We start from the raw sequence: 19,959 nt of genomic DNA, 5'->3' as shown, positions 1-19,959 counted from the left end.
CGCGGTCCCGTCCCCTCGCGACGAGCATTCGGGAGCACGAGTGAAATTCCATCGGGTACTGGCGATCCCGGTCCTGGTAGCAACCGCGGCCCTCACCCTGACGGCGTGCGGCACCGACGACGCGTCGTCCGGCAAGGTGGTGCGCATCGGCACCACCGACCGCGACCACGTCTGGGACGTCTTCGAGCGCAAGGCGAAGGATCAGGGCATCACCCTGCGGATCACCAACTTCTCCGATTACCAGCAGCCGAATCTCGCGCTCGCGCAACGACAGATCGATGTCAACCTGTTCCAGCACCTGCAGTTCCTCGGCCAGTACAACGTGTCCAACAACGACACGCTGACCCCGATCGGATCCACCTACATCGTGCCGCTCGGCTTGTACTCGAAGAAGCACAAGTCACTGGCCGACATCCCGCAGGGCGGCCAGATCGCCATTCCGAACGACCCGACCAATCAGGCGCGGGCGCTGTTCGTGCTCCAGGCCGCCGGACTGCTGAAGCTCTCCGGCGACAGCCGCCGGCCATCCCCCGCCGACATCGACAAGGGCGCCTCGAAAGTCACCGTGACGCCGGTCGACGCGGCGCAGACGGCGCTGTCGCTGGCCTCGACGGACGGCTCGATCATCAACAACACCTTCCTGGAGCGCTCCGGCATCGACCCGAATTCGGCGCTGTACAAGGACGATCCGAAGAATCCCGCGGCCGAGCCGTACATCAACGTGATCGTCACCAGGGCCGAGAACAAGGACAACCCGCTCTACAAGCAGATCGTCGACGTCTGGAAGGACCCGGAAGTGCAAGCGGCGCACGCGGAGTCGACCAAGAACACCGCCGTCGCGGTGACGCGTAGCGCGCCGGAGCTGGAGCAGATCCTGCAGCGGGTGCAGCAGACCATCCGCGACGGCAAGTGAGCGCGGTCGAATTCCACGGGGTCACCAAGGTTTTCGGCAAGGGCGCCGATCGCCAGGTCGCGCTGGATGACATCGATCTGCGCATCGAGCGCGGTGAGATCTTCGGGGTGATCGGCTACTCCGGCGCGGGCAAGAGCACGCTTGTTCGCCTGATCAACGCGCTGGAGAAGCCGACCAGCGGCACCATCCTGGTGTCCGGCGAGCCGATCACCGGAGTGCCGGAGTCGCGGGTTCGGCGCATCCGGCGCGATATCGGGATGGTGTTCCAGCAGTTCAACCTGTTCCGGTCGCGGACCGTCGCGGGCAATGTGGAGTACCCGTTGAAGGTCGCGGGCAGGCCGCGCGCCGAGCGCAAGGCGCGGGTGGCCGAACTGCTCGAATTCGTCGGCCTCTCGGAGAAGGCGCGCAGCTACCCCGATCAGCTCTCCGGCGGCCAGAAACAGCGGGTCGGCATCGCGCGGGCGCTGGCCACCTCGCCCGCGCTACTGCTCGCCGACGAGGCCACCTCGGCGCTGGACCCGGAAACCACCGGCGAGGTGCTGCGGCTGCTGCGGAAGATCAACCGGGAACTCGGCGTCACCATCGTGGTGATCACGCACGAGATGGACGTCGTTCGCGCGGTGGCCGACCGGGTCGCCGTGCTTGCGGACGGCCGGATCGTCGAGCTGGCCGAGACCTTCGACGTCTTCGCGACACCGCAGGCCGCGCCGACCAAGTCGTTCGTCGGCACCGTGCTGCACAACCGGCCCGACCCCGGCGAACTGGCCGAGCTGCGGGAACGCCACGGCGGCACCCTGGTGACCGTCGACGTCGACGACGGCCGAGGGCTCGGCGACGCCCTCGCGCTCGCCGCGCACGCCGGCGTTCGGTTCGAGGTGGTGTACGGCGGGGTGGGCACCTTGCAGGACAAGACCTTCGGCAGCGTCACGCTGGCCCTGCACGGGCCGGACGACGCGGTGGCCAAGGTGATCGACGAACTGGAGCGGCGGTAGCGATGCACACGGATTGGGAGAAACTGCGTCCGGTGCTGTCCGAGGCGATCGGCACCACCGTCTATCTCGTCCTGATCACCTTCGTGGTGGGCGGGCTGATCGGACTGTTCCTCGGCACCGCCCTCCACACCACGCGCAAGGGCGGTCTGCTCGCCAACGCGCCGGTCAACGTGCTGCTCAACGTGCTGGTGAATGTCGTGCGGCCGATCCCGTTCATCATCCTGCTCGCGGCGCTCGGACCGGTGACGCTGGAGGTGGTCGGCACCACGATCGGCACCGAGGCGGCCGCCTTCGTGATGATCGTGGCGGCCTCGTTCGGCATCGCCCGCATCGTGGAACAGAATCTGGTGACCGTCGATCCCGGCGTGATCGAAGCGGCGCGGGCGGTGGGCGCGGGACCGCTGCGGATCATTCTGACGCTGCTCATCCCCGAGGCGCTCGGCCCGCTGGTCCTCGGCTACACCTTCGTGGTGATCGCCATCGTCGACATGTCCGCGATGGCGGGCATCGTCGGCGGCGGCGGGCTCGGCGATTTCGCCCTCGTGTACGGGTACCAGCGCTTCGACTGGCAGGTCACCCTGGTCGCCACACTGATCATCATCGCCGGGGTGCAGGGCATCCAGTTCCTCGGCAACTGGCTGGCGCACAAGGTGCTGCGCCGATAGCCGCCGCTCAGAGGGCCTGGATGTACCAGTCGAGCGGGCCTTCGCCGGGTTCGTCGCTGCTGCGCAGGTAGTGGAACCTGGCCCGGCGGGCCACGCCGACCGAAGCGGCGTTCGCGGGATCGATCCGCAGCACCACTTCCTCGGCCAGTCCCGTGCGGGCCAGGTAACGGCACCCGAGTATGACCGCCTTGGTCGCATAGCCATGGCCGCGCCAGGCCGGATAGATGCCGTAGGTCAAGTCGGCCTGTCCCGCGGCCAGATAGGACCGGCCGATCCGAATATCCAGTGTTCCGACGAGGGTCGCGTCGCCACAGGCCGTGATCGCGAACGTGCGCAGCGGTCCCTGCGCCGCCCAGCTCGCCACGCAGTCCTCGAAGTACGCGATCACGCCGTCCAGTGAGCCGCGTCCTCCGCCGAGCCTGCGCATCAGCTCGGCGTCCGCCCCGGCCAGATGCGCCTCCGCATCGGACGTCTCGATCGGCCGCAGCGAGATCACACCGTCGGAAAGCTGCACGCCTCCACTATTGTCAACAAGATCACGAGTCGGCAACCGACATCCCGAAGATTCCCACGACGAACCGGGTGCGTGGCCGGACTCAGCCGGCGTTCGAGGTACAGGCCGAGAGCACGGTGCTCGCCGGGCGCGGCGAGGCGCTGCCGAGGTCGGGGAACGGCGGGGCGCTGAGGCCGAGCACCCGGATCGCGGCGCGCTCCGCGCCACCCTTGGTGGCGTCCCAGGCCCAGCCGTAGCGTCCGTCGGCGCCCTGCGCCACCGCGCCGCAGGCATTGCGGAAGTGGACGACCACCTGGCAGTCGCGCGCGCCGCACTCATCGATCGCTCCGGCGTCGGCCGCCACGAGGCTTTCGTAGTTCACCGCGTAGGACACCGCGCCGGTGCTGCGCGAAATGGCCATGGCGCCGTAGAGATCCCCGAGCCGGGTCTCCCACGGCTCGGCCTGCTCGGCAAGCGCGGGCCCAGCACCGGCCACTACCGCGCCCGCGGCGATCGCGCCCACGAAAAGACTGCGCGACAACGACATTGGAATCCTCCCCGTTCAAAAGCCTATCGACGTCAGATCATCGTCCACGGCATCGGAAATGTCCAAACCCGCTGCGCGAACCGAAGGTTTCCTCAGGCGATGTTCTTCGTGCACGCCGACACCGCGACCTGCGCCGCGCGCGGTGACGCGCTGCCGAGGTCAGGGAAGGGCGGGGCGCTCTCGCCGAGGGAGGCGATCGCGATCTGTTCGGCGTCCTCGCGGGAGCCGGCGGCGGCCCAGCCGAAGCGTCCGTCGGCGCCGCGGGCGATGGCGCCGCAGCCGTCGACGATGTTCAGCACCAGATCGCAGTCATAGACGCCGCATTCGCGGATGGCGGCCGCGTCGGCCTGGACGCGGCTGGTGTGGTCCATCGCGGCCACCACTTTGCCGGTGCTCGGCGAGAGCGCGAGAGTGCCGTACAACTTGGGCGCCGCGTCGGCCGCACCGGCGGCGACGACCCCCAGGGCGGCGGTGGAGGACACGGCGACGGCCAGGGCCGATTTGCGTAGCACGGACAACAGGATCTCTCCGTTCAGAAGCGTTGACGGGGAGATCTTTGCCGAGCCTTCCCGAATTGTCCATATATTCCGCGGATTTCGGCCGGACGGGCCGCGCAGTACAGAAATACGTCGACTCCGCGCACGATATTCGCGAATCGAAATCCCCGATCTGCGAACGCACACGGGTCGGAATACGCGAGCGGGCCCGGATCCCGCGCGGGGATCCGGGCCCGGAATCTCACGGTCGAATCAGCGTGCGTTCGACGTGCAGACGACCTCGACGATCCGCGCACCGCTCAGGTTGGCGGAACCGACGTTGGCGAGCTGCGCCGTCGGGGTGATCTCAGCGAGCCGCTGGTAGGCGGCACGCTCGGCCTCGGCCCGGTTCGGGCCCGACGCCGCGGCAACGCCTTCGTTGCTCTCCGCCAGCGCGCCGCAACCGTTCGCCCACGAGGCGAGCACCTCGCAGTCGGCGGCGCCGCAGTTGGCGACCGCCTGGGCGATGGCGTCGTCGAAGCTGGCCGCGTTCGCGCTCACCCCGTACACCCAGGAGCCACCGCTCACCGCGATCGCCGCGTGCAGACCCGCCGCGTTCGCAGACCCCGCACCCAGAACCGACCCCACCGCAAGGCCGGTCAACGCGACGGCGAAGCCGACCCTACCCATAAATTTCATCGAAGATCTTTCTCTTGAAACGGCTCCGTTATCGGAGTCGCACAATCATCGCCGATGTCGTCCAATTCGTCCAAAGCGCAAGTCGCACAATGGCGGGCGGGCATACGGATCGGGCCCGGATCGCGAAGATCCGGGCCCGATATCGAACGGCGGCGCAGCGAAAGGCGCGGTATTTCTAGACCGTGAAACCAAGGGCGCGCAGCTGCTCGCGACCGTCCTCGGTGATCTTGTCCGGACCCCACGGCGGCATCCACACCCAGTTGATCTCGAGATCGTCCACCAGGCCGCTGCGGACCAGCGCGTTGCGGGACTGGTCCTCGATGACGTCGGTGAGCGGGCAGGCCGCCGAGGTGAGCGTCATGTCCAGTTTGGCGATCTCGTTCTCGACCTTGATGCCGTAGACCAAGCCGAGGTCTACGACGTTGATGCCGAGCTCCGGGTCGACGACGTCGCGCATCGCCTCCTCGATGTCCTCGAGGTGTTTGATCTCCTCGGCCGAGAGCTCGACCTGCTCGGCCGATTCCGTCGCCGGTGTCGTCTCACTCATGACGTTCCCCATTCTTCGGCAGGGCGCTGCCCATCGCGCGCTTGGTCTCTTCCGCGGAGGTTATCCGGACCACGGCGTCCTTGAACGCCATCCAGCCCAGCAGCGCGCACTTGACCCGCGCCGGGTACTTCGACACGCCCGCCAGCGCGATGCCGTCGCCGATCATGTCCTCGTCGCCCTCGACGGTGCCGCGGCTGGAGATCATCTCGTTGTAGGCGTCGACGACCTTCAGCGCCTGCTGCACGGGCAGCCCGATCACCTGGTCGGTGAGGATCGACGTGGCGGCCTGGCTGATCGAACAGCCCTGACCGTCGTAGGAGACGTCGGCGACGTCGCCATTGTCGTCCAGCTGGACGCGCAAGGTCACCTCGTCACCGCAGGTCGGGTTGACGTGGTGCACCTCGGCACCGTACGGCTCCCGCAGCCCGCGGTGATGCGGGTGCTTGTAGTGGTCCAGGATCACTTCCTGGTACATCTGCTCCATGCGCATGATCTATGCAACTCCGAAGAAGCTCTGAGCCTTCCGCACCGCGGCGATCAGCGCGTCCACCTCGTCGAGGGTGTTGTAGACCGCGAACGAGGCCCGCGCGGTGGCGGGAACGCCCAACCGTCGCATCAGCGGCCACGCGCAGTGGTGCCCGACCCGGATCGCGACGCCCTGATCGTCGAGGATCTGGCCCACGTCGTGGGCGTGGATGCCGTCGACCACGAACGACACCGCGCCGCCGCGGTTCACGTTCTCGGTGGGACCGACGATGCGCACGCCCTCGATCGCGCCGAGACCCTCCAGGGTGGCGCCGACAAGCATGTGTTCATGGGCCGCGACGGCTTCCATGCCGATCTCGTCGAGATACCGCACCGCGGCGCCCAATCCGACCACCTGCGAGGTCATCGGGACGCCCGCCTCGAACCGCTGCGGCGGCGGGGCGTAGGTGCTGGCCTCCATGGTGACCGTCTCGATCATCGAGCCGCCGGTGATGAACGGCGGGGTCTCCTCGAGCAGCGCGCGACGGCCGTAGAGCACGCCGACACCGGACGGCCCGAGCATCTTGTGCCCGGAGAACGCGGCGAAATCGACGCCGAGCTCACGGAAGTTCACCGGCATGTGCGGCACCGACTGGCAGGCGTCGAGGACCACCAGCGCGCCGACTTCCTTTGCGCGGCGCACCATTTCGGTCACGTCGGCGACCGCGCCGGTGACGTTCGACTGGTGCGTGAACGCGACGACCTTGGTGGCGGGCGACAATTCGAGCGAATCGAGGTCGATCCGGCCGTCGTCGGTGATGCCGTACCACTTGAGTGTCGCGCCGGTGCGCCGCGCGAGTTCCTGCCAGGGAACGAGATTCGCGTGGTGCTCCAGTTCGGTGACGACGATCTCGTCACCGGGTCCGACGTGGTACGGGAACCGGTCGTCGGCGAACGAGTAGGTCACCAGGTTCAGCGACTCGGTCGCGTTCTTGGTGAAGACGATCTCGTCGGCGTCGACACCGACGAACCGGCCGATGTCGGCCCTGGCGCCCTCGTAGGCGTCGGTCGCCTCCTCCGCCAGCTGGTGCGCGCCGCGATGCACCGCGGAATTGCTCTCGGTCAGGAACCGCCGTTCCGCGTCCAGCACCGCGAGCGGCCGCTGGGAGGTCGCGCCGGAGTCCAGGTACACCAACGGTTTCCCGTCCCGGACCGTGCGGCTCAGGATCGGGAAGTCGGCCCGGATACGGGCGACGTCGAGGGTGCGGACCGTAGCGGTCATGTCAGGCTCCAGCGGTAGCGGTCTGAGTGAAGCGGACGTAGCCGTTGGCGTCGAGTTCCTCGGCGAGTTCGGGCCCGCCCTCGGCGACGATGCGGCCGCCGACGAAGACGTGCACGAACTGCGGCTGGATGTAGCGCAGGATGCGGGTGTAGTGGGTGATCAGCAGCACGCCGCCGTCCTCGCGCTCCCTGTAGCGGTTGACGCCCTCGGAGACGATGCGCAGCGCGTCGACGTCCAGACCGGAGTCGGTCTCGTCCAGGATGGCGATCTTCGGCTTGAGCAGGCCCAGTTGCAGGATCTCGTGGCGCTTCTTCTCACCGCCGGAGAAGCCCTCGTTCACGCTGCGCTCGGCGAAGGCGGCGTCGATCTCGAGCTCGTTCATCGACTCCTTCACCTCCTTGACCCAGGTGCGCAGCTTGGGGGCCTCGCCGCGGACCGCGGTGGCGGCGGTGCGCAGGAAGTTCGACATCGAGACGCCGGGCACCTCTACCGGGTACTGCATGGCCAGGAACAGGCCCGCACGCGCGCGCTCGTCGACCGACATCTCGAGCACGTCCTCGCCGTCGAGGGTGATCGAGCCGGAGGTCACCGTGTACTTCGGATGGCCCGCGATCGCGTAGGACAGGGTCGACTTGCCGGAGCCGTTGGGGCCCATGATCGCGTGCGTCTCGCCCGACTTCACGGTCAGGTTCACGCCCTTGAGGATCTTGATGGGCTCGCCGGTCTCGTCGGGGTTGGCGACCTCGACGTGCAGGTCCTTGATTTCCAGGGTGGTCATGGAGTTCCTTTGCGGGGTAAGAGTTTCGGTGATCAGGCGCCGATCGCGGCGAGCTCGGCCTCGATGGCCGTCTCGAGCCGCTCCCGGACCTCGGGGACCGCGATCTTCTGGATGATCTCGTGGAAGAAGCCGCGCACCACCAGGCGGCGGGCGGCGTCCTCCGGGATGCCACGGGCGCGCAGGTAGAACAGCTGCTCGTCGTCGAAACGGCCGGTGGCCGAGGCGTGCCCGGCACCGAGGATCTCGCCGGTCTCGATCTCGAGGTTCGGCACCGAGTCGGCGCGGGCGCCGTCGGTGAGCACCAGGTTGCGGTTCACCTCGAAGGTGTCGGTGCCCTCGGCGGCCGCGCGAATCAGCACGTCGCCGACCCAGACCGTGCGGGCATCGCCCTTCGGCGAGTGCGGATCACCCTGCAGCGCGCCTTTGTACAGCACGTTCGACTTGCAATGCGGGACAGCGTGATCGACGAGCAGACGCTGCTCGAAATGCTGACCCGCGTCGGCGAAGTAGAGGCCGAGCAGTTCGGCGTCGCCGCCTGGGCCGTCGTACTTCACGGTGCCGGTGAGCCGCACCAGGTCGCCGCCGAGGGTGACCGAGGTGTGCCGCAGGGTGGCGTCGCGACCCAGCTTCGCGTGGTGCGCGGTGGCGTGCACGGCGTCGTCGGCCCAGTCCTGGATCGCGACGACGACCAGCTTGGCGCTGTCGCCGAGCACGAATTCCACGTTCTCCGCGTAGGTTCCGCTGCCGCGCTGGTCGATGACGACGGTGGCGACGGCGAAGTTCCCGAGCCGGACCTGCAGGTGACCGTAGGCGGTCTCGCCTTCACCGGGACCGGTGATGGTGACGGTGATCGGCTCGGCCACTTCGGTTTCCGCGCCGACCGAGACGACGGTGGCCTTCTCGAAACCGGAGTACGCCTGCGCCGCGACGCGATCCGCGGGAATGCCCGCCTCGCCGAGACGCGCGTCGGCGCGCTCGACGGTTTCCACGGTGACGCCATCGACCGGCGCGACCTCGACCTGCGCCCTGCCATCGGGAGTGGCGGTGCCGTCGTGCAGGCCACGCAGGCGGCGCAGCGGGGTGAACCGCCAGGCCTCGTCCTTCGCGTGGGGCACTTCGAAGGCGTTCACGTCGAAGGACGTGAAGACCTCTCCCTTGTTGATCGCGGGCGTACGAGCCTCAGCGGCTACGGCAACGTTCTCGACGGCCATCAGCCGACGGCTCCTTCCATCTGCAGTTCGATCAAGCGGTTGAGTTCCAGCGCGTACTCCATCGGGAGTTCCTTGGCGATCGGCTCGACGAAGCCGCGCACCACCATCGCCATCGCCTCGTCCTCGGTGAGGCCGCGGCTCATCAGGTAGAACAACTGGTCCTCGGAGACCTTGGAGACGGTCGCCTCGTGGCCCATGGTGACGTCGTCCTCGCGGATGTCGACGTACGGGTAGGTGTCCGAGCGGCTGATCGTGTCGACAAGCAGCGCGTCACACTTCACCGTCGACTTCGAGCCGTGCGCGCCCTTGTTGACCTGAACGAGGCCGCGGTAGGACGCGCGACCGCCGCCGCGCGCCACCGACTTCGACACGATGGTCGACGAGGTGTGCGGCGCCAGGTGCAGCATCTTCGCGCCGGTGTCCTGGTGCTGGCCCTCGCCGGCGAACGCGACCGAGAGGACCTCGCCCTTGGCGTACTCGCCGGTCATCCAGACCGCCGGGTACTTCATGGTGACCTTGGAACCGATGTTGCCGTCGATCCACTCCATGGTCGCGCCCGCCTCGGCCTTGGCCCGCTTGGTGACCAGGTTGTAGACGTTGTTCGACCAGTTCTGGATGGTGGTGTAGCGGCAGCGGCCGCCCTTCTTCACGATGATCTCGACGACCGCGGAGTGCAGCGAGTCGGACTTGTAGATCGGCGCGGTGCAGCCTTCGACGTAGTGCACGTAGGCGCCCTCGTCGACGATGATCAGCGTCCGCTCGAACTGGCCCATGTTCTCGGTGTTGATCCGGAAGTAGGCCTGCAGCGGGATGTCGACGTGCACGCCCGGCGGGACGTAGATGAACGAGCCGCCCGACCACACCGCGGTGTTCAGCGCGGAGAACTTGTTATCGCCCGCGGGGATCACCGAGCCGAAGTACTCCTGGAAGATCTCCGGGTGCTCGCGCAGGCCGGTGTCGGTGTCCAGGAAGATCACGCCCTGGGCTTCCAGGTCCTCGCGGATCTGGTGGTAGACGACCTCGGACTCGTACTGCGCGGCGACGCCCGCGACCAGCCGCTGCTTCTCCGCCTCGGGGATGCCCAGCTTGTCGTAGGTGTTCTTGATGTCCTCGGGCAGGTCTTCCCAGCTCTCGGCCTGCTTCTCGGTGGAGCGCACGAAGTACTTGATGTTGTCGAAGTCGATGCCGTCGAGCTTGGAGCCCCAGTTCGGCATGGGCTTGCGGTCGAAGATGCGCAACGCCTTCAGCCGCTGCTCCAGCATCCACGGCTGCTCGTTCTTCTTCGCCGAGATGTCGCGGACGACTGCCTCGGAAAGACCTCGTTGCGCGCTGGCGCCGGCCTCATCCGAATCTGCCCAGCCGTAACCGTATTTGCCCAGCGAGGCGATGGTCTCTTCCTGGGTGAGCGGTTGCACCTGGTCGGTGGTCGTCGTCATTCGGCACTCCTTCCGGAGTCGTTCGTTCGTACCGTCGCGGGCTGTGCGGCGGTTTGGGGTGCGGCTTTCGAAGTGGTGATCGGGAGTACGAGCAGCGGCACGTGCGTGGTGCACGCGCAATCGCCGTTGGCGATCGTCGCGAGCCGCTGGACGTGGGTGCCCAGCAGATCGCGGAACGCCTCGAGTTCGGCCGCGCACAGCTGGGGGAATTCCTCGGCGACGTGCGCGACCGGGCAGTGGTGCTGGCAGATCTGGACGCCCGTGCCGACCTTGCGGGTGGTCGCGGCGAATCCCGCGTCGGTGAACGCCTCGGCGATCTCCTCGGCCTTGGCCTCGGTGGTCTCCGGGGTGTGCTCCCCGACGGGTTCGATCCCGGCCACGATAGTGCGCGCCCGTTTGCGCGCGAAGTCGGTGATCGCCTGGTCGCCGCCGATCTCGCCGAGCTGGCGGATCGCCGCGCCCGCGAGGTCGTCGTACGCGTGCCCGAGCTTGCCGCGGCCGGTCGCGGTCAGCTGATATTGCTTGGCGGGACGGCCACGCCCCTTCTGCTGCCACGGCGCTGATCGGCTGGCTCTCGCCTGCCCGGAATCGATGAGCGCGTCCAAGTGGCGGCGCACGCCCGCCGGAGCGAGCCCCAGCTTGTTGCCGATCGCCGTCGCGGTGATCGGCCCCTCCTCGAGGAGCAGCTGGACGATCGCGGCGCGGGTGTGATGGCCTTCGGCGCCGGCCGTGACGACGGCAGCGGACGACGCGGCCCCGGCCTTGCGACCGGTCCTCTCGCCGTTCTTCCGCAAACCCACGGTTTTCACAACATCAGTGTGGCGGAATTCGTTCCCGAAATCTAATAAGGGTGCCCTGAGTAGAACGGGGCCCGACCTGCGTGGCCGGGGAGGTGGGCGGCACTCGTTCCTTCGAGCAATGAGGGCGCGATTCAGCAAACCGCACACCGCCCCTCCGCCCTGACGACGCTCCCGCGGCCCCGACCTGGCGCTTTCCGCTGAGACCTGCGTCCGCCCGAGTGAGTCCCGTCGCGGAGCGATCACGTTCCCGCGCCACTGGCACACCCCTTCGATGCGAGACCCGGACTCGCTGCGACATTGGCCACACCCGATCGGGAGGCTCGGGAAATACGCACAAAGGCCTTTCGTAAATACGTACCGACGAGTCGCGCGATGCTCGATCCCGTCGGCCGCTCGGTGCGGTACGAGACCGACGCCCGGTCGTGCGCGGGCTGTCGACGGACTCTGTCCGGCAGCGCCCACCAGGCATACCTCCCGCCTTCGCTGCGACCATGCGCGAGCTGTTGGCGGACTGCGTCCGGCAGCGGCCCATTAGGCTGCGTCTCGTGGCGGTACTGGAGGGCGCGCGGCGCAAGGCAGTGGCATTCGGGCGCCGGGCACTCGGACTCGACGTGCCCGCGGCCGATCACACCATCGCGGTGTTGCACCGGGACGAGTCCGAGGTGCCCGAACTCGACCGCAAGGAACTGGTCCAGCTCGACCGGATCCGGCTCATGGGCGCGACCGGCACGGTGCTGATGGCGATCAGCGCCCTCGGCATCGGCGCGCAGCCGGTGCAGCAGAACCCGACGTCCGGCATGCGCGTGCTCGGCATCTTCGCCAGGGCGCATACCGGATCGCTGGCCATGTGCATGATCGGCGCCGTGGTGGTGGTGCTCGCGTGGCTGCTGCTCGGCCGCTTCGCGGTCGGCGGCATCGGCGGCTCCCCCGTCCACCGGCTGACCCGCTCGCAGCTCGACCGCACCCTGCTGCTGTGGATCATCCCGCTCAGCGTCGCGCCGCCGCTGTTCAGCAACGACGTGTACTCCTATCTGGCGCAGAGCGAGATCGCCGCGCGCGGCATCGACCCGTACCAGGAGGGCCCGGTCGCGGGCCTGGGCATCGACAATGTCCTCACCAACAATGTCCCGACCATCTGGCGTGACACACCGGCGCCGTACGGCCCGCTGTTCCTGTGGGTAGGCCGCGGCATCGCCGAATTGACCGGGGACAACATCATTCTCGGCGTCTGGGTGCACCGGGTGCTGGCGCTGGCGGGCGTGGCCCTTATCGTCTGGGCGCTGCCGCGCCTCTCCGTCCGCTGCGGCGTCGCGGGAGTGAGCGCGCTGTGGCTCGGCGCGGCGAATCCGCTGGTGCTGTTCCATCTGGTCGGCGGTGTGCACAACGACGCGCTGATGATCGGGTTGATGCTGGCCGGCCTCGAGTTCGCGCTGCGGGCGATCGAGGACACCCACCCGTTCGACGGACGGGCCTATGCCCTGTTGATCGCCGGTGCGTTCGTCATCGCGCTGTCCTCGACGATCAAGATCACTTCGATCATCGCGATGGGTTTCGTGTGGATGGCGCTCGCGCGGCGCTGGGGCGGCGGCTGGCGGGCCGTGGTGACCGCTGCCGCGATGCTCGGCGCGATAGCGCTCGGCACGACCCTGATGATCAGCTCGGCCAGCGGGCTCGGCTTCGGGTGGATCCACACGCTCAACACCGCCAGCGCGGTGCGCAGCTGGATGTCGTTGCCCACCGCGCTCGGCATCATCACCGGCTTCGGCGGCGTGCTGCTCGGACTGGGCGACCACACCACGGCCCTGCTCAGCATCACCCGGCCGATCGCCGCCGCGGCGGCCGCGTTCGTCACGGTGCGCATGCTCGTCGCCACCGGCACCGGCCGCCTGCATCCGGTCGGCGCGCTCGGCGTCGCGCTCGGCGCCATCGTGCTGCTGTTCCCGGTGGTACAGCCGTGGTACCTGCTGTGGGCGATCGTGCCGCTGGCGGCGTGGGCGACCAGGCCCGTGTTCCGCGTGCCCGCGGTGGCGTTCTCCGCGGTGGTGAGCGTGTTGCAGATGCCACGCGGCGCCGACCTCGAGGTGTTCCAGATCGTCGGCGCCGCACTGGCCACCGTCATCGTCGGCGTCCTGTTCATCGTGATCACCCGCAACGCCCTGCCGTGGCGCGCTCAGGCGGGGGTGTCGGCTCCGTCACAGCAACCTACGTCCTACGGTGTCTCTTCGTGACCGCTGCCTCCGGACCCGCCGTTAGCGTCGACGGCGTCGTCAAGCGTTATGGCGAGACCGTCGCGGTCGACGGCCTGTCCTTCGATGTCGAACGGGCGCAGGTGCTCGCACTGCTCGGGCCCAATGGCGCGGGGAAGACGACGACCGTCGAGATGTGCGAGGGCTTCGTGCGCCCGGACGCGGGGGCGGTGCGCGTGCTCGGACTCGATCCGATCGCCGATTCCGACCGGCTGCGGCCGCGCATCGGCGTCATGCTGCAAGGCGGCGGCTCCTACCCCGGCGCGCGAGCGGGCGAAATGCTCGATCTGGTCGCGGCGTACTCGGCCGATCCGCTCGACCCGCAGTGGCTGCTGCGGACGCTCGGGTTGCAGGACAACCGCCGCACCCCGTACCGGCGACTCTCGGGCGGCCAGCAGCAGCGCTTGGCGCTGGCCTGCGCGCTGGTCGGACGGCCGGAGATCGTCTTCCTCGACGAACCCACCGCGGGCCTGGACGCGCAGGCGCGGCTGATCGTCTGGGAGCTCATCGACGCGCTGCGGCGCGACGGCGTCACCGTCCTGCTCACCACGCACATGATGGACGAGGCCGAACAGCTGGCCGATCAGCTCGTCATCATCGATCACGGACGCATCGTCGCCTCCGGCACGCCCGCCGAGGTCACCGCGCACGGCGCCGCCGGGCAGCTGCGCTTCACCGCGCCACCCAAGCTCGACCTGACGCTGCTGAAAGCCGCCCTCCCCGAGGGTTTCTCGCCGCGCGAGACGTCGCCGGGCTCGTACCTGGTGGCGGGCGAGATCGACCCGCAGGTGCTGGCCACCGTGACCGCGTGGTGCGCGCGGATGAACGTGCTCGCCACCGACATCCGGATCGACCAGCGCCGCCTCGAGGACGTCTTCCTGGAACTGACCGGACGGGATCTACGCGGATGAACCAGCCCGACCTGACCGCCAACCGTTTCTCGCCGGGCACTTTCACGCCCGATCCGCGTCCGACCACCCGCGCGGCCATGCTGGCCGCGCAGACCCGGCTCGAGCTGATCCTGTTGCTGCGCAACGGCGAACAGCTGCTGCTCACCATGTTCATCCCGATCACGCTGCTGGTCGGGTTGACGTTGCTGCCGTTCGGCGGTCTCGGCGAGGACCGGGTGGACAAGATCGTGCCGGGGGTGATGATGGTCGCGGTGATGTCCACCGCGTTCACCGGGCAGGCCATCGCCGTCGGTTTCGACCGGCGCTACGGCGCGCTGAAACGCCTCGGCGCCACCCCACTGCCGCGCTGGGGCATCATCGCGGGCAAGAGCGCGGCGGTGCTGATCGTGGTTGTGCTACAGGCGATTCTGTTGGGCGCCATCGGTTTCGCGCTCGGCTGGCGCCCGGACGCCCCCGGGCTACTGCTCGGCGCGGTGGTGATCGCGCTCGGCACCGCGACGTTCGCCGCGATGGGCCTGCTGCTCGGCGGCACGCTGAAGGCGGAGATCGTGCTGGCGCTGGCCAACATCCTGTGGTTCGTCATGCTCGGCATCGCGAGCGTCGTGTTCGCCGCCGACGACCTGCACGTCGCGGTGAACGTGCTCGCGCGGCTGGTCCCCTCCGGCGCGCTCGCGGTCACCCTGGAGCACGCGCTGCGCAGCAGCGTCGACTGGTTCGGTCTCGCGGTGCTCGCGGTGTGGGGCGTGGTGTCGGGGTGCCTGGCGGCGCGCTGGTTCCGTTTCGAGTGAGCATCGGTACAAACGACGGTATGTAGTAGACCGGGTGCGGCGGCCCGATCGCCGGTCGCTACCATCGTTGCGTGTATCGCGCATTCCTGCGACTCGTCGACAAGCTCCCGCTTCCCTCGCTGCGGGTGCAGCGACTGATCGCGCTCGCGGTCGTGCTCACCCAGGCGGGCATCGCGGTGACCGGCTCCATCGTCCGGGTCACCGCCTCCGGTCTCGGCTGCCCGACCTGGCCGCAGTGCTTCCCCGGCAGCTTCACCCCGATCGGGGTGTCCGAGGTGGCGGTGCTGCACCAGGCCGTCGAGTTCGGCAACCGGATGTTGACCTTCGTGGTCTCCCTGTTCGCCGGACTGATCGTGCTCGCGGTGACGCGGGCGCGCCGCAGGAGCGACGTGCTGCTCTACGCCTGGCTGATGCCGGGCGGCACCGTGCTGCAGGCGGTCATCGGCGGCATCACCGTCCGCACCGGACTGCTCTGGTGGACCGTCGCGGTGCACCTGCTTGCCTCGATGCTGATGGTGTGGCTGGCCACGGTGCTCTACGCCAAGATCTGCGAGCCGGACGACGGCGTCGAGACCGTCCAGGCGCCCGCTCCGCTGCGCTGGCTGACGGCGTTGAGCGGCGTCGCGCTGGCCGGCGTCCTGGTCGCGGGCACGCTGGTCACCGCCGCCGGACCGCACGCGGGCGACAAGAGCATCGAACGACCCGTCGCGCGGTTGCAGATCGAGATCGTCACGTTGGTGCACCTGCATTCGCAGCTGCTGGTGGGCTACCTTGCCCTACTGATCGGCCTCGGCTTCGGGCTCTACGCCGTCGGCATCTCCCGCGCGGTGCGCACCCGGCTGTTCGTGCTGCTCGGCGTCGTGTGCGCGCAGGCGCTGGTCGGCGTCGTCCAGTACTTCACCGACGTGCCTGGCGCGCTGGTCGCCACACACGTGGGCGGCGCCGCCGCGTGCACCGCGGCGACCGCCGCCCTGTGGGCCGGGTTGCGTACCCGCGAACCGGTGCCCGCCGTCGCGCCCGATCCGGCGGTCCAGCAGTCCGCCTGAGCCGCGCGGGTGCGGGCGCGGGTCAGACCACCGACGGCCGCGTCAGGCTCGACCAGAGCGGATCACCTTGGGCGACGAGCCGATTCACGATCTCGGCGCGCGCGTCGGTGACGCCGCTGGCGCCGGAGACGGAGAACGCGGTCTCGGCGACGGTCAGCGCCTTGATGTCGACCATCCGAATCTCCGTCAGCGGACCGGACGACGACATCCGGGAAGCCGCCGCGTAGCCCTCGACCTCGATGCTGTTGGCCGGCACTGCATCGGACCAGGTGGCGGGAAACGACAGGCAAAACCCGCGCCGCGCGCCTCGATGGGCGATTCGGCTGCCACGATGGAAGGGCAGAGTGGAGACAGACGGAGCCGAGCAACGACCATTGAGGAAAGACACCGCGTCCGAGGAAAGACCCAGCGTCGAGACACCGGAGGGCACCGCGATGACCAGGTTCGTCAACCATCACTCGATCGTCGTCGGCGTCGACGGCAGCCGCGCCGCGCTGGCCGCGGCGCGCTGGGCGGGCGCGATCGCCGCGCGGCGCGGCGCGCGGCTGGTCGTCCTCAGCGTCGTGCCGACCATCGACTACCGGATCTCCGCCGCCATCGTCGCCGACGCGGACATCCTGCCGACGCTGCGGTTCGTGGCGAAGAAGCACGCGGGGGCCGCGGTCGACGCCGTGCGCGCCGACCAGCCCGATCTCGAGATCACCGAGCAGATCCTGGAGGGCGTGCCGGGCACCGAGCTCCTCGAGGCGGGCGAGACCGCGCACCTGCTGGTGGTGGCCGCTACCGCCGACGACCGGATCACCACCCTGCTGATAGGTTCGACGGCGCTGCGAGTCGCGAACAAATCCCGCTGCCCGGTGGTGGTCTGGCGCGGCGACGTCGACAACCCGCTGCCCGACGAACGGCCGGTCCTGGTCGGCGTGGACGGCAGCCCTGGCAGTGACGCCGCGGTCGGCCGGGCCTTCGAGTTGGCCACGCTGCTCGACGTGAGCGTCATCGCCCTGCACGCCTGGAACGATCCCGATCTGCTGCAGTGGACGCCGGTGCCCGACGCGTGGGAAACCCTGGCCCAGCAGGAGCATCAGTTGCTGAGCGAGCGGCTCGCCGGATGGTCGAGCCAATACCCGGATCTTCGAGTCGAGAAACTGGTGCTGCAGAGCCCGGCGACGCGCGCGCTACTCGATCAGGGTGCGAACGCCCAGGTGATCGTCACCGGGAGCCAGGGCCGCAACCGGCTCACCGGCCTATTGCTCGGTTCGACGAGTCAGAACCTGCTGCACCACGCGCCGTGCCCGGTGCTGGTGGCCCGCGCCGGGTCCTGAGACCGGGCGGGCCCGCGCGTCACTTCTCGTTGCGCGCCTTGGGGAAGCGGGTCTGCTTGGCCACCCAGCCCGCCATCTGCGCCCAATGACCCTTGCGCGGAGTGACGACGGAGGTGAGTTCGCGGTCCCACTCGTCCGCCTCGGTCAGGCCGTCGATCACCTCGACGAGGCGCTTGGCGGTGGGCAGGTCGGCGACCACGCGGTCACCGAGGACGCCGTCGGCGCCGACCAGGGTGACGCGCACGCCGATGCGGCCGATCGGCTGCAGGACGGCCGTGGCCGAACCGCCGTGATCGGCGAGAAATCCCTTCACCGAGTCCACGAGGGAGCTCGACAGCTTCACGGGTGCCGGGGCGGCGGTCTCAACGCTCATGCCTGCACCTCGCTGACGCTCGGCTCCGGCATGCCCGAGGGCGCTGTGCCCATGATTCGTTCGCTGCGCTCACTCATGACGGCGAGTTTACCGACCGGTAGGACGTCGTCCAGACCCGGCGGGTGTAGAACTGAATGTCATGCGCGCCATTCAGGTTTCCGAACACGGTGGTCCCGAGGTACTGCGGTACACGGAGGTCGAGGAGCCGAGCATCGGGCCGGATCAGCTGCTGGTGACCACCGAGGCGATCGGCGTCAACTACATCGATACCTATATCCGCACCGGAACGTACCCGCAGCCGGTGCCGTACGTGCCCGGCTCGGAGGGCACCGGCGTGGTCAGCGCGGTCGGGTCCGGCGTCACCGAGTTCGCCGTGGGCGACCGGGTCGCGTGGGCGTCCGCGCCCGGCAGCTACGCCGAGCAGGTCGCGGTCCCCGCGGCGGTCGCGATCCCGGTGCCCGACGGTGTCGACCCGCCGGTCGCCGCGTCGGCGCTGCTCCAGGGCATGACCGCGCACTACCTGCTCGAATCGATCTACCGGCCGGAATCCGGCGAGACGGTGCTCGTGCACGCGGGCGCGGGCGGTGTCGGCCTGATCCTGACCCAGCTGGCCACGGCGCGCGGCGCGCGCGTCATCACGACGGTGTCCTCCGACGAGAAGGAGGCGCTCTCTCGGGAGGCGGGCGCGGCCGAGGTGCTTCGCTACGGCGACGACCTCGCCGACCAGGTTCGCAAGCTGACCGACGGCGTCGGCGTGGCGGCGGTCTACGACGGCGTCGGCAAATCCACCTTCGACGCGAGCCTCGCCTCATTGCGGATCCGCGGCACGCTGGCCCTGTTCGGGGCGGCGAGCGGCCCGGTCCCGCCCTTCGACCCACAGCGCCTCAACGCGGGCGGTTCACTGTTCCTGACCCGCCCTTCGCTGGTCCACTACACCCGTGATCGTGCCGAATTGCTTTGGCGCGCAGGCGATATCCTCGCCGCGCTCGCGAACGGGACGCTGCGCATCCGCGTCGGTGCCAGCTATCCCCTCGCGGAAGCCGAACGCGCGCACCGCGATCTGGAGGGGCGCAAGACCACAGGTTCGATCGTCCTGCTGCCCTGAGCCGGTCCGGGGTGGGGTGTCGGCCGTGTCGTTCACCCCGCTTCCGGCTCACGGGTTCCCTGGCACGTCCGACCGCTCGGAACTTCCTGATTCGCACCGGCGGCCGCGTGGTCGAGCGAGCCTGCGACCGACGCTGCCGTGCCGCGACCGCCGCGACGGTTCACGTTGTGTCCGAGAAGCTTTCAGCCCACACCTGCGCGGTCGGGCCGTCAGTAGTCGCGGCCGGTGAGCCCCCGGTAGATGAACCGGGTCAGCCCGTCAACGGCCTGTTCGTCGTCCAGGTCGACGGTGCCGTCCTCGACGGCGGCGAGCAGCGCCTGAGTGAGCAGGAACATCATCGCGAGGCTGGCGTCGGGCGTGCTCGGCAGCCGTAGTCCCGCCGCGGCGAAACCGTCTACGTGGTCGGCGATGTCGGCGCGCTGCTCGCGCGCGAATTGCCCCATGCGACTGGCGAATTCGGCGTTGACCAGGGCCGCTTGGTCGACCGCTCGCAGCACCGCGGCGTGCTCGCGCGCGAAATGCCAATAGCCCTCGATGTGATATCTGACCGCGTCGGGATCGCTGAAATCCGGTTCGTGACCTTCCCCTTCGGCGCGCACGTCACCCGCGTCGGCCAAATCGCCCAGCAGCGCCGTGAGCAGGTCCTCTTTGCTCGCGAAGTGGTTGTAGAAGGAGCCCGCCGCGCGTCCGGCCGCCGCGGTGATGTCGGTGATCTTGGTGTTCAGGTAGCCGCGTTCGGCGAAAACGCGCAGCGCGGCCTCCTTCAGCGCCTGCTCCGTCTCGACCGACCTCTCCTTGCGGTTCGTCGCCACCCGCGCCACCTCCTTGACAGCACAACGTATCAAGCCGGATACTGAATTTGCA

The 19,959-nt window shown here is 68.9% G+C and carries 23 protein-coding genes; 9 read left to right on the top strand and 14 right to left on the bottom strand.

The features are described from left to right. Positions 1-40: 40 nt before the first annotated feature. Genes NX1_RS24300 through NX1_RS24290 form a run of 3 tightly spaced genes read left to right on the top strand, consistent with a single transcriptional unit; the run spans position 41 to position 2,570 of the window. The gene (locus NX1_RS24300) at positions 41-913 is read left to right on the top strand and encodes a MetQ/NlpA family ABC transporter substrate-binding protein (protein WP_068063706.1); all 873 of its coding nucleotides are present in this window, start codon (positions 41-43) and stop codon (positions 911-913) included. Further along, a complete protein-coding gene (locus tag NX1_RS24295; protein ID WP_068063704.1) occupies positions 910-1,905 on the top strand; it encodes a methionine ABC transporter ATP-binding protein in 996 nt (331 codons plus the stop codon). Before NX1_RS24300 ends, NX1_RS24295 begins: the two co-directional genes overlap by 4 nt. A 2-nt stretch (positions 1,906-1,907) precedes the next feature. Continuing rightward, positions 1,908-2,570 carry a methionine ABC transporter permease gene (locus tag NX1_RS24290; protein ID WP_068063702.1) on the top strand — a complete coding sequence of 221 codons (663 nt, stop codon included), beginning with the start codon at positions 1,908-1,910 and terminating at the stop codon, positions 2,568-2,570. Positions 2,571-2,577: 7 nt separating this feature from the next. Here the strand turns inward: NX1_RS24290 and NX1_RS24285 are convergent, their stop codons facing one another. The 11 genes from NX1_RS24285 to NX1_RS24235 form a co-directional block, all read right to left on the bottom strand. Beyond that, positions 2,578-3,084, bottom strand: coding sequence for a GNAT family N-acetyltransferase (locus NX1_RS24285; RefSeq protein ID WP_068063699.1), 507 nt, complete (start codon positions 3,082-3,084; stop codon positions 2,578-2,580). 82 nt (positions 3,085-3,166) lie between these two features. Next, positions 3,167-3,610 (bottom strand): DUF4189 domain-containing protein, encoded by a 444-nt coding sequence (locus NX1_RS24280; RefSeq protein WP_068063697.1) that lies wholly within the window; start codon positions 3,608-3,610, stop codon positions 3,167-3,169. Positions 3,611-3,702: 92 nt separating this feature from the next. Beyond that, entirely contained in the window at positions 3,703-4,122 is a 420-nt protein-coding gene (locus NX1_RS24275) for a DUF4189 domain-containing protein (protein ID WP_245668656.1), read from the bottom strand. A 237-nt stretch (positions 4,123-4,359) separates the two neighbouring features. Then, positions 4,360-4,785, bottom strand: coding sequence for a DUF4189 domain-containing protein (locus tag NX1_RS24270; RefSeq protein ID WP_068063693.1), 426 nt, complete (start codon positions 4,783-4,785; stop codon positions 4,360-4,362). A 175-nt stretch (positions 4,786-4,960) separates the two neighbouring features. Further along, positions 4,961-5,332, bottom strand: a complete 372-nt coding sequence (locus tag NX1_RS24265) for a metal-sulfur cluster assembly factor (RefSeq protein ID WP_068063691.1) — start codon at positions 5,330-5,332, stop codon at positions 4,961-4,963. Continuing rightward, positions 5,325-5,822: a Fe-S cluster assembly sulfur transfer protein SufU gene (gene sufU, locus NX1_RS24260; RefSeq protein WP_068063689.1), complete on the bottom strand. Its 498-nt coding sequence runs from the start codon at positions 5,820-5,822 to the stop codon at positions 5,325-5,327. Before sufU ends, NX1_RS24265 begins: the two co-directional genes overlap by 8 nt. Positions 5,823-5,825: 3 nt before the next feature. Continuing rightward, positions 5,826-7,079, bottom strand: a complete 1,254-nt coding sequence (locus tag NX1_RS24255; RefSeq protein ID WP_068063687.1) for a cysteine desulfurase — start codon at positions 7,077-7,079, stop codon at positions 5,826-5,828. A 1-nt stretch (position 7,080) separates the two neighbouring features. Then, positions 7,081-7,857, bottom strand: coding sequence for a Fe-S cluster assembly ATPase SufC (gene sufC / locus NX1_RS24250; protein WP_068063684.1), 777 nt, complete (start codon positions 7,855-7,857; stop codon positions 7,081-7,083). Between the two features lie 32 nt (positions 7,858-7,889). Then, positions 7,890-9,068, bottom strand: coding sequence for a Fe-S cluster assembly protein SufD (sufD, locus tag NX1_RS24245; RefSeq protein ID WP_068063682.1), 1,179 nt, complete (start codon positions 9,066-9,068; stop codon positions 7,890-7,892). Next, positions 9,068-10,504, bottom strand: coding sequence for a Fe-S cluster assembly protein SufB (gene sufB, locus NX1_RS24240; RefSeq protein WP_068063680.1), 1,437 nt, complete (start codon positions 10,502-10,504; stop codon positions 9,068-9,070). Before sufB ends, sufD begins: the two co-directional genes overlap by 1 nt. Then, positions 10,501-11,313: a helix-turn-helix transcriptional regulator gene (locus NX1_RS24235; RefSeq protein ID WP_068063678.1), complete on the bottom strand. Its 813-nt coding sequence runs from the start codon at positions 11,311-11,313 to the stop codon at positions 10,501-10,503. The genes sufB and NX1_RS24235 overlap by 4 nt, the downstream gene beginning before the upstream one ends. Before the next feature lie 482 nt (positions 11,314-11,795). Between NX1_RS24235 and mptB the strand changes: the two genes are divergently transcribed. From mptB to NX1_RS24215, 4 genes are all read left to right on the top strand, one after another. Then, complete coding sequence (gene mptB, locus NX1_RS24230; protein ID WP_373864908.1) at positions 11,796-13,532, top strand: polyprenol phosphomannose-dependent alpha 1,6 mannosyltransferase MptB; 1,737 nt, start codon at positions 11,796-11,798, stop codon at positions 13,530-13,532. Beyond that, entirely contained in the window at positions 13,529-14,461 is a 933-nt protein-coding gene (locus tag NX1_RS24225) for an ABC transporter ATP-binding protein (protein WP_068063676.1), read from the top strand. The genes mptB and NX1_RS24225 overlap by 4 nt, the downstream gene beginning before the upstream one ends. Further along, positions 14,458-15,249: an ABC transporter permease gene (locus tag NX1_RS24220; protein ID WP_068063674.1), complete on the top strand. Its 792-nt coding sequence runs from the start codon at positions 14,458-14,460 to the stop codon at positions 15,247-15,249. The genes NX1_RS24225 and NX1_RS24220 overlap by 4 nt, the downstream gene beginning before the upstream one ends. A 71-nt stretch (positions 15,250-15,320) precedes the next feature. After that, positions 15,321-16,295: a COX15/CtaA family protein gene (locus NX1_RS24215; protein ID WP_068063672.1), complete on the top strand. Its 975-nt coding sequence runs from the start codon at positions 15,321-15,323 to the stop codon at positions 16,293-16,295. 22 nt (positions 16,296-16,317) lie between these two features. On the opposite strand, the gene NX1_RS24210 is transcribed toward NX1_RS24215, so the two are convergent. Continuing rightward, positions 16,318-16,551 (bottom strand): hypothetical protein, encoded by a 234-nt coding sequence (locus NX1_RS24210; protein WP_068063670.1) that lies wholly within the window; start codon positions 16,549-16,551, stop codon positions 16,318-16,320. Positions 16,552-16,669: 118 nt separating this feature from the next. On the opposite strand from NX1_RS24210, the gene NX1_RS24205 reads away from it, so the two are divergent. Further along, complete coding sequence (locus NX1_RS24205) at positions 16,670-17,617, top strand: universal stress protein (RefSeq protein ID WP_169812276.1); 948 nt, start codon at positions 16,670-16,672, stop codon at positions 17,615-17,617. Between the two features lie 19 nt (positions 17,618-17,636). Here the strand turns inward: NX1_RS24205 and NX1_RS24200 are convergent, their stop codons facing one another. Continuing rightward, on the bottom strand, positions 17,637-17,990 hold the full coding sequence (locus tag NX1_RS24200; protein WP_068063666.1) for a hypothetical protein: 354 nt from the start codon (positions 17,988-17,990) through the stop codon (positions 17,637-17,639). A gap of 139 nt (positions 17,991-18,129) precedes the next feature. Between NX1_RS24200 and NX1_RS24195 the strand changes: the two genes are divergently transcribed. Further along, positions 18,130-19,095 carry a quinone oxidoreductase family protein gene (locus NX1_RS24195; RefSeq protein ID WP_068063664.1) on the top strand — a complete coding sequence of 322 codons (966 nt, stop codon included), beginning with the start codon at positions 18,130-18,132 and terminating at the stop codon, positions 19,093-19,095. Between the two features lie 209 nt (positions 19,096-19,304). Here NX1_RS24195 and NX1_RS24190 read toward each other — a convergent pair whose 3' ends face one another. Beyond that, positions 19,305-19,907: a TetR/AcrR family transcriptional regulator gene (locus NX1_RS24190; RefSeq protein ID WP_068063817.1), complete on the bottom strand. Its 603-nt coding sequence runs from the start codon at positions 19,905-19,907 to the stop codon at positions 19,305-19,307. Between the last annotated feature and the right edge of the window lie 52 nt (positions 19,908-19,959).

Source organism: Nocardia xishanensis NBRC 101358 (assembly GCF_001613365.1).
GTDB lineage: Bacteria > Actinomycetota > Actinomycetes > Mycobacteriales > Mycobacteriaceae > Nocardia > Nocardia xishanensis.
The sequence above is the reverse complement of the archived record's forward strand: the minus strand, read 5'-3'. Positions and strand labels throughout refer to the sequence as shown.

What these genes read in the sequence shown, in the direction of transcription:
- sufB (WP_068063680.1), bottom strand. Translation starts at nt 10,504, where the DNA reads ATGACGACGACCACCGACCAGGTGCAACCGCTCACCCAGGAAGAGACC.
- NX1_RS24220 (WP_068063674.1), top strand. Translation starts at nt 14,458, where the DNA reads ATGAACCAGCCCGACCTGACCGCCAACCGTTTCTCGCCGGGCACTTTC.
- NX1_RS24270 (WP_068063693.1), bottom strand. Translation starts at nt 4,785, where the DNA reads ATGAAATTTATGGGTAGGGTCGGCTTCGCCGTCGCGTTGACCGGCCTT.
- sufU (WP_068063689.1), bottom strand. Translation starts at nt 5,822, where the DNA reads ATGCGCATGGAGCAGATGTACCAGGAAGTGATCCTGGACCACTACAAG.
- NX1_RS24265 (WP_068063691.1), bottom strand. Translation starts at nt 5,332, where the DNA reads ATGAGTGAGACGACACCGGCGACGGAATCGGCCGAGCAGGTCGAGCTC.
- NX1_RS24290 (WP_068063702.1), top strand. Translation starts at nt 1,908, where the DNA reads ATGCACACGGATTGGGAGAAACTGCGTCCGGTGCTGTCCGAGGCGATC.
- mptB (WP_373864908.1), top strand. Translation starts at nt 11,796, where the DNA reads ATGCGCGAGCTGTTGGCGGACTGCGTCCGGCAGCGGCCCATTAGGCTG.
- NX1_RS24255 (WP_068063687.1), bottom strand. Translation starts at nt 7,079, where the DNA reads ATGACCGCTACGGTCCGCACCCTCGACGTCGCCCGTATCCGGGCCGAC.
- sufD (WP_068063682.1), bottom strand. Translation starts at nt 9,068, where the DNA reads ATGGCCGTCGAGAACGTTGCCGTAGCCGCTGAGGCTCGTACGCCCGCG.
- NX1_RS24195 (WP_068063664.1), top strand. Translation starts at nt 18,130, where the DNA reads ATGCGCGCCATTCAGGTTTCCGAACACGGTGGTCCCGAGGTACTGCGG.
- sufC (WP_068063684.1), bottom strand. Translation starts at nt 7,857, where the DNA reads ATGACCACCCTGGAAATCAAGGACCTGCACGTCGAGGTCGCCAACCCC.
- NX1_RS24280 (WP_068063697.1), bottom strand. Translation starts at nt 3,610, where the DNA reads ATGTCGTTGTCGCGCAGTCTTTTCGTGGGCGCGATCGCCGCGGGCGCG.
- NX1_RS24200 (WP_068063666.1), bottom strand. Translation starts at nt 17,990, where the DNA reads ATGAGCGTTGAGACCGCCGCCCCGGCACCCGTGAAGCTGTCGAGCTCC.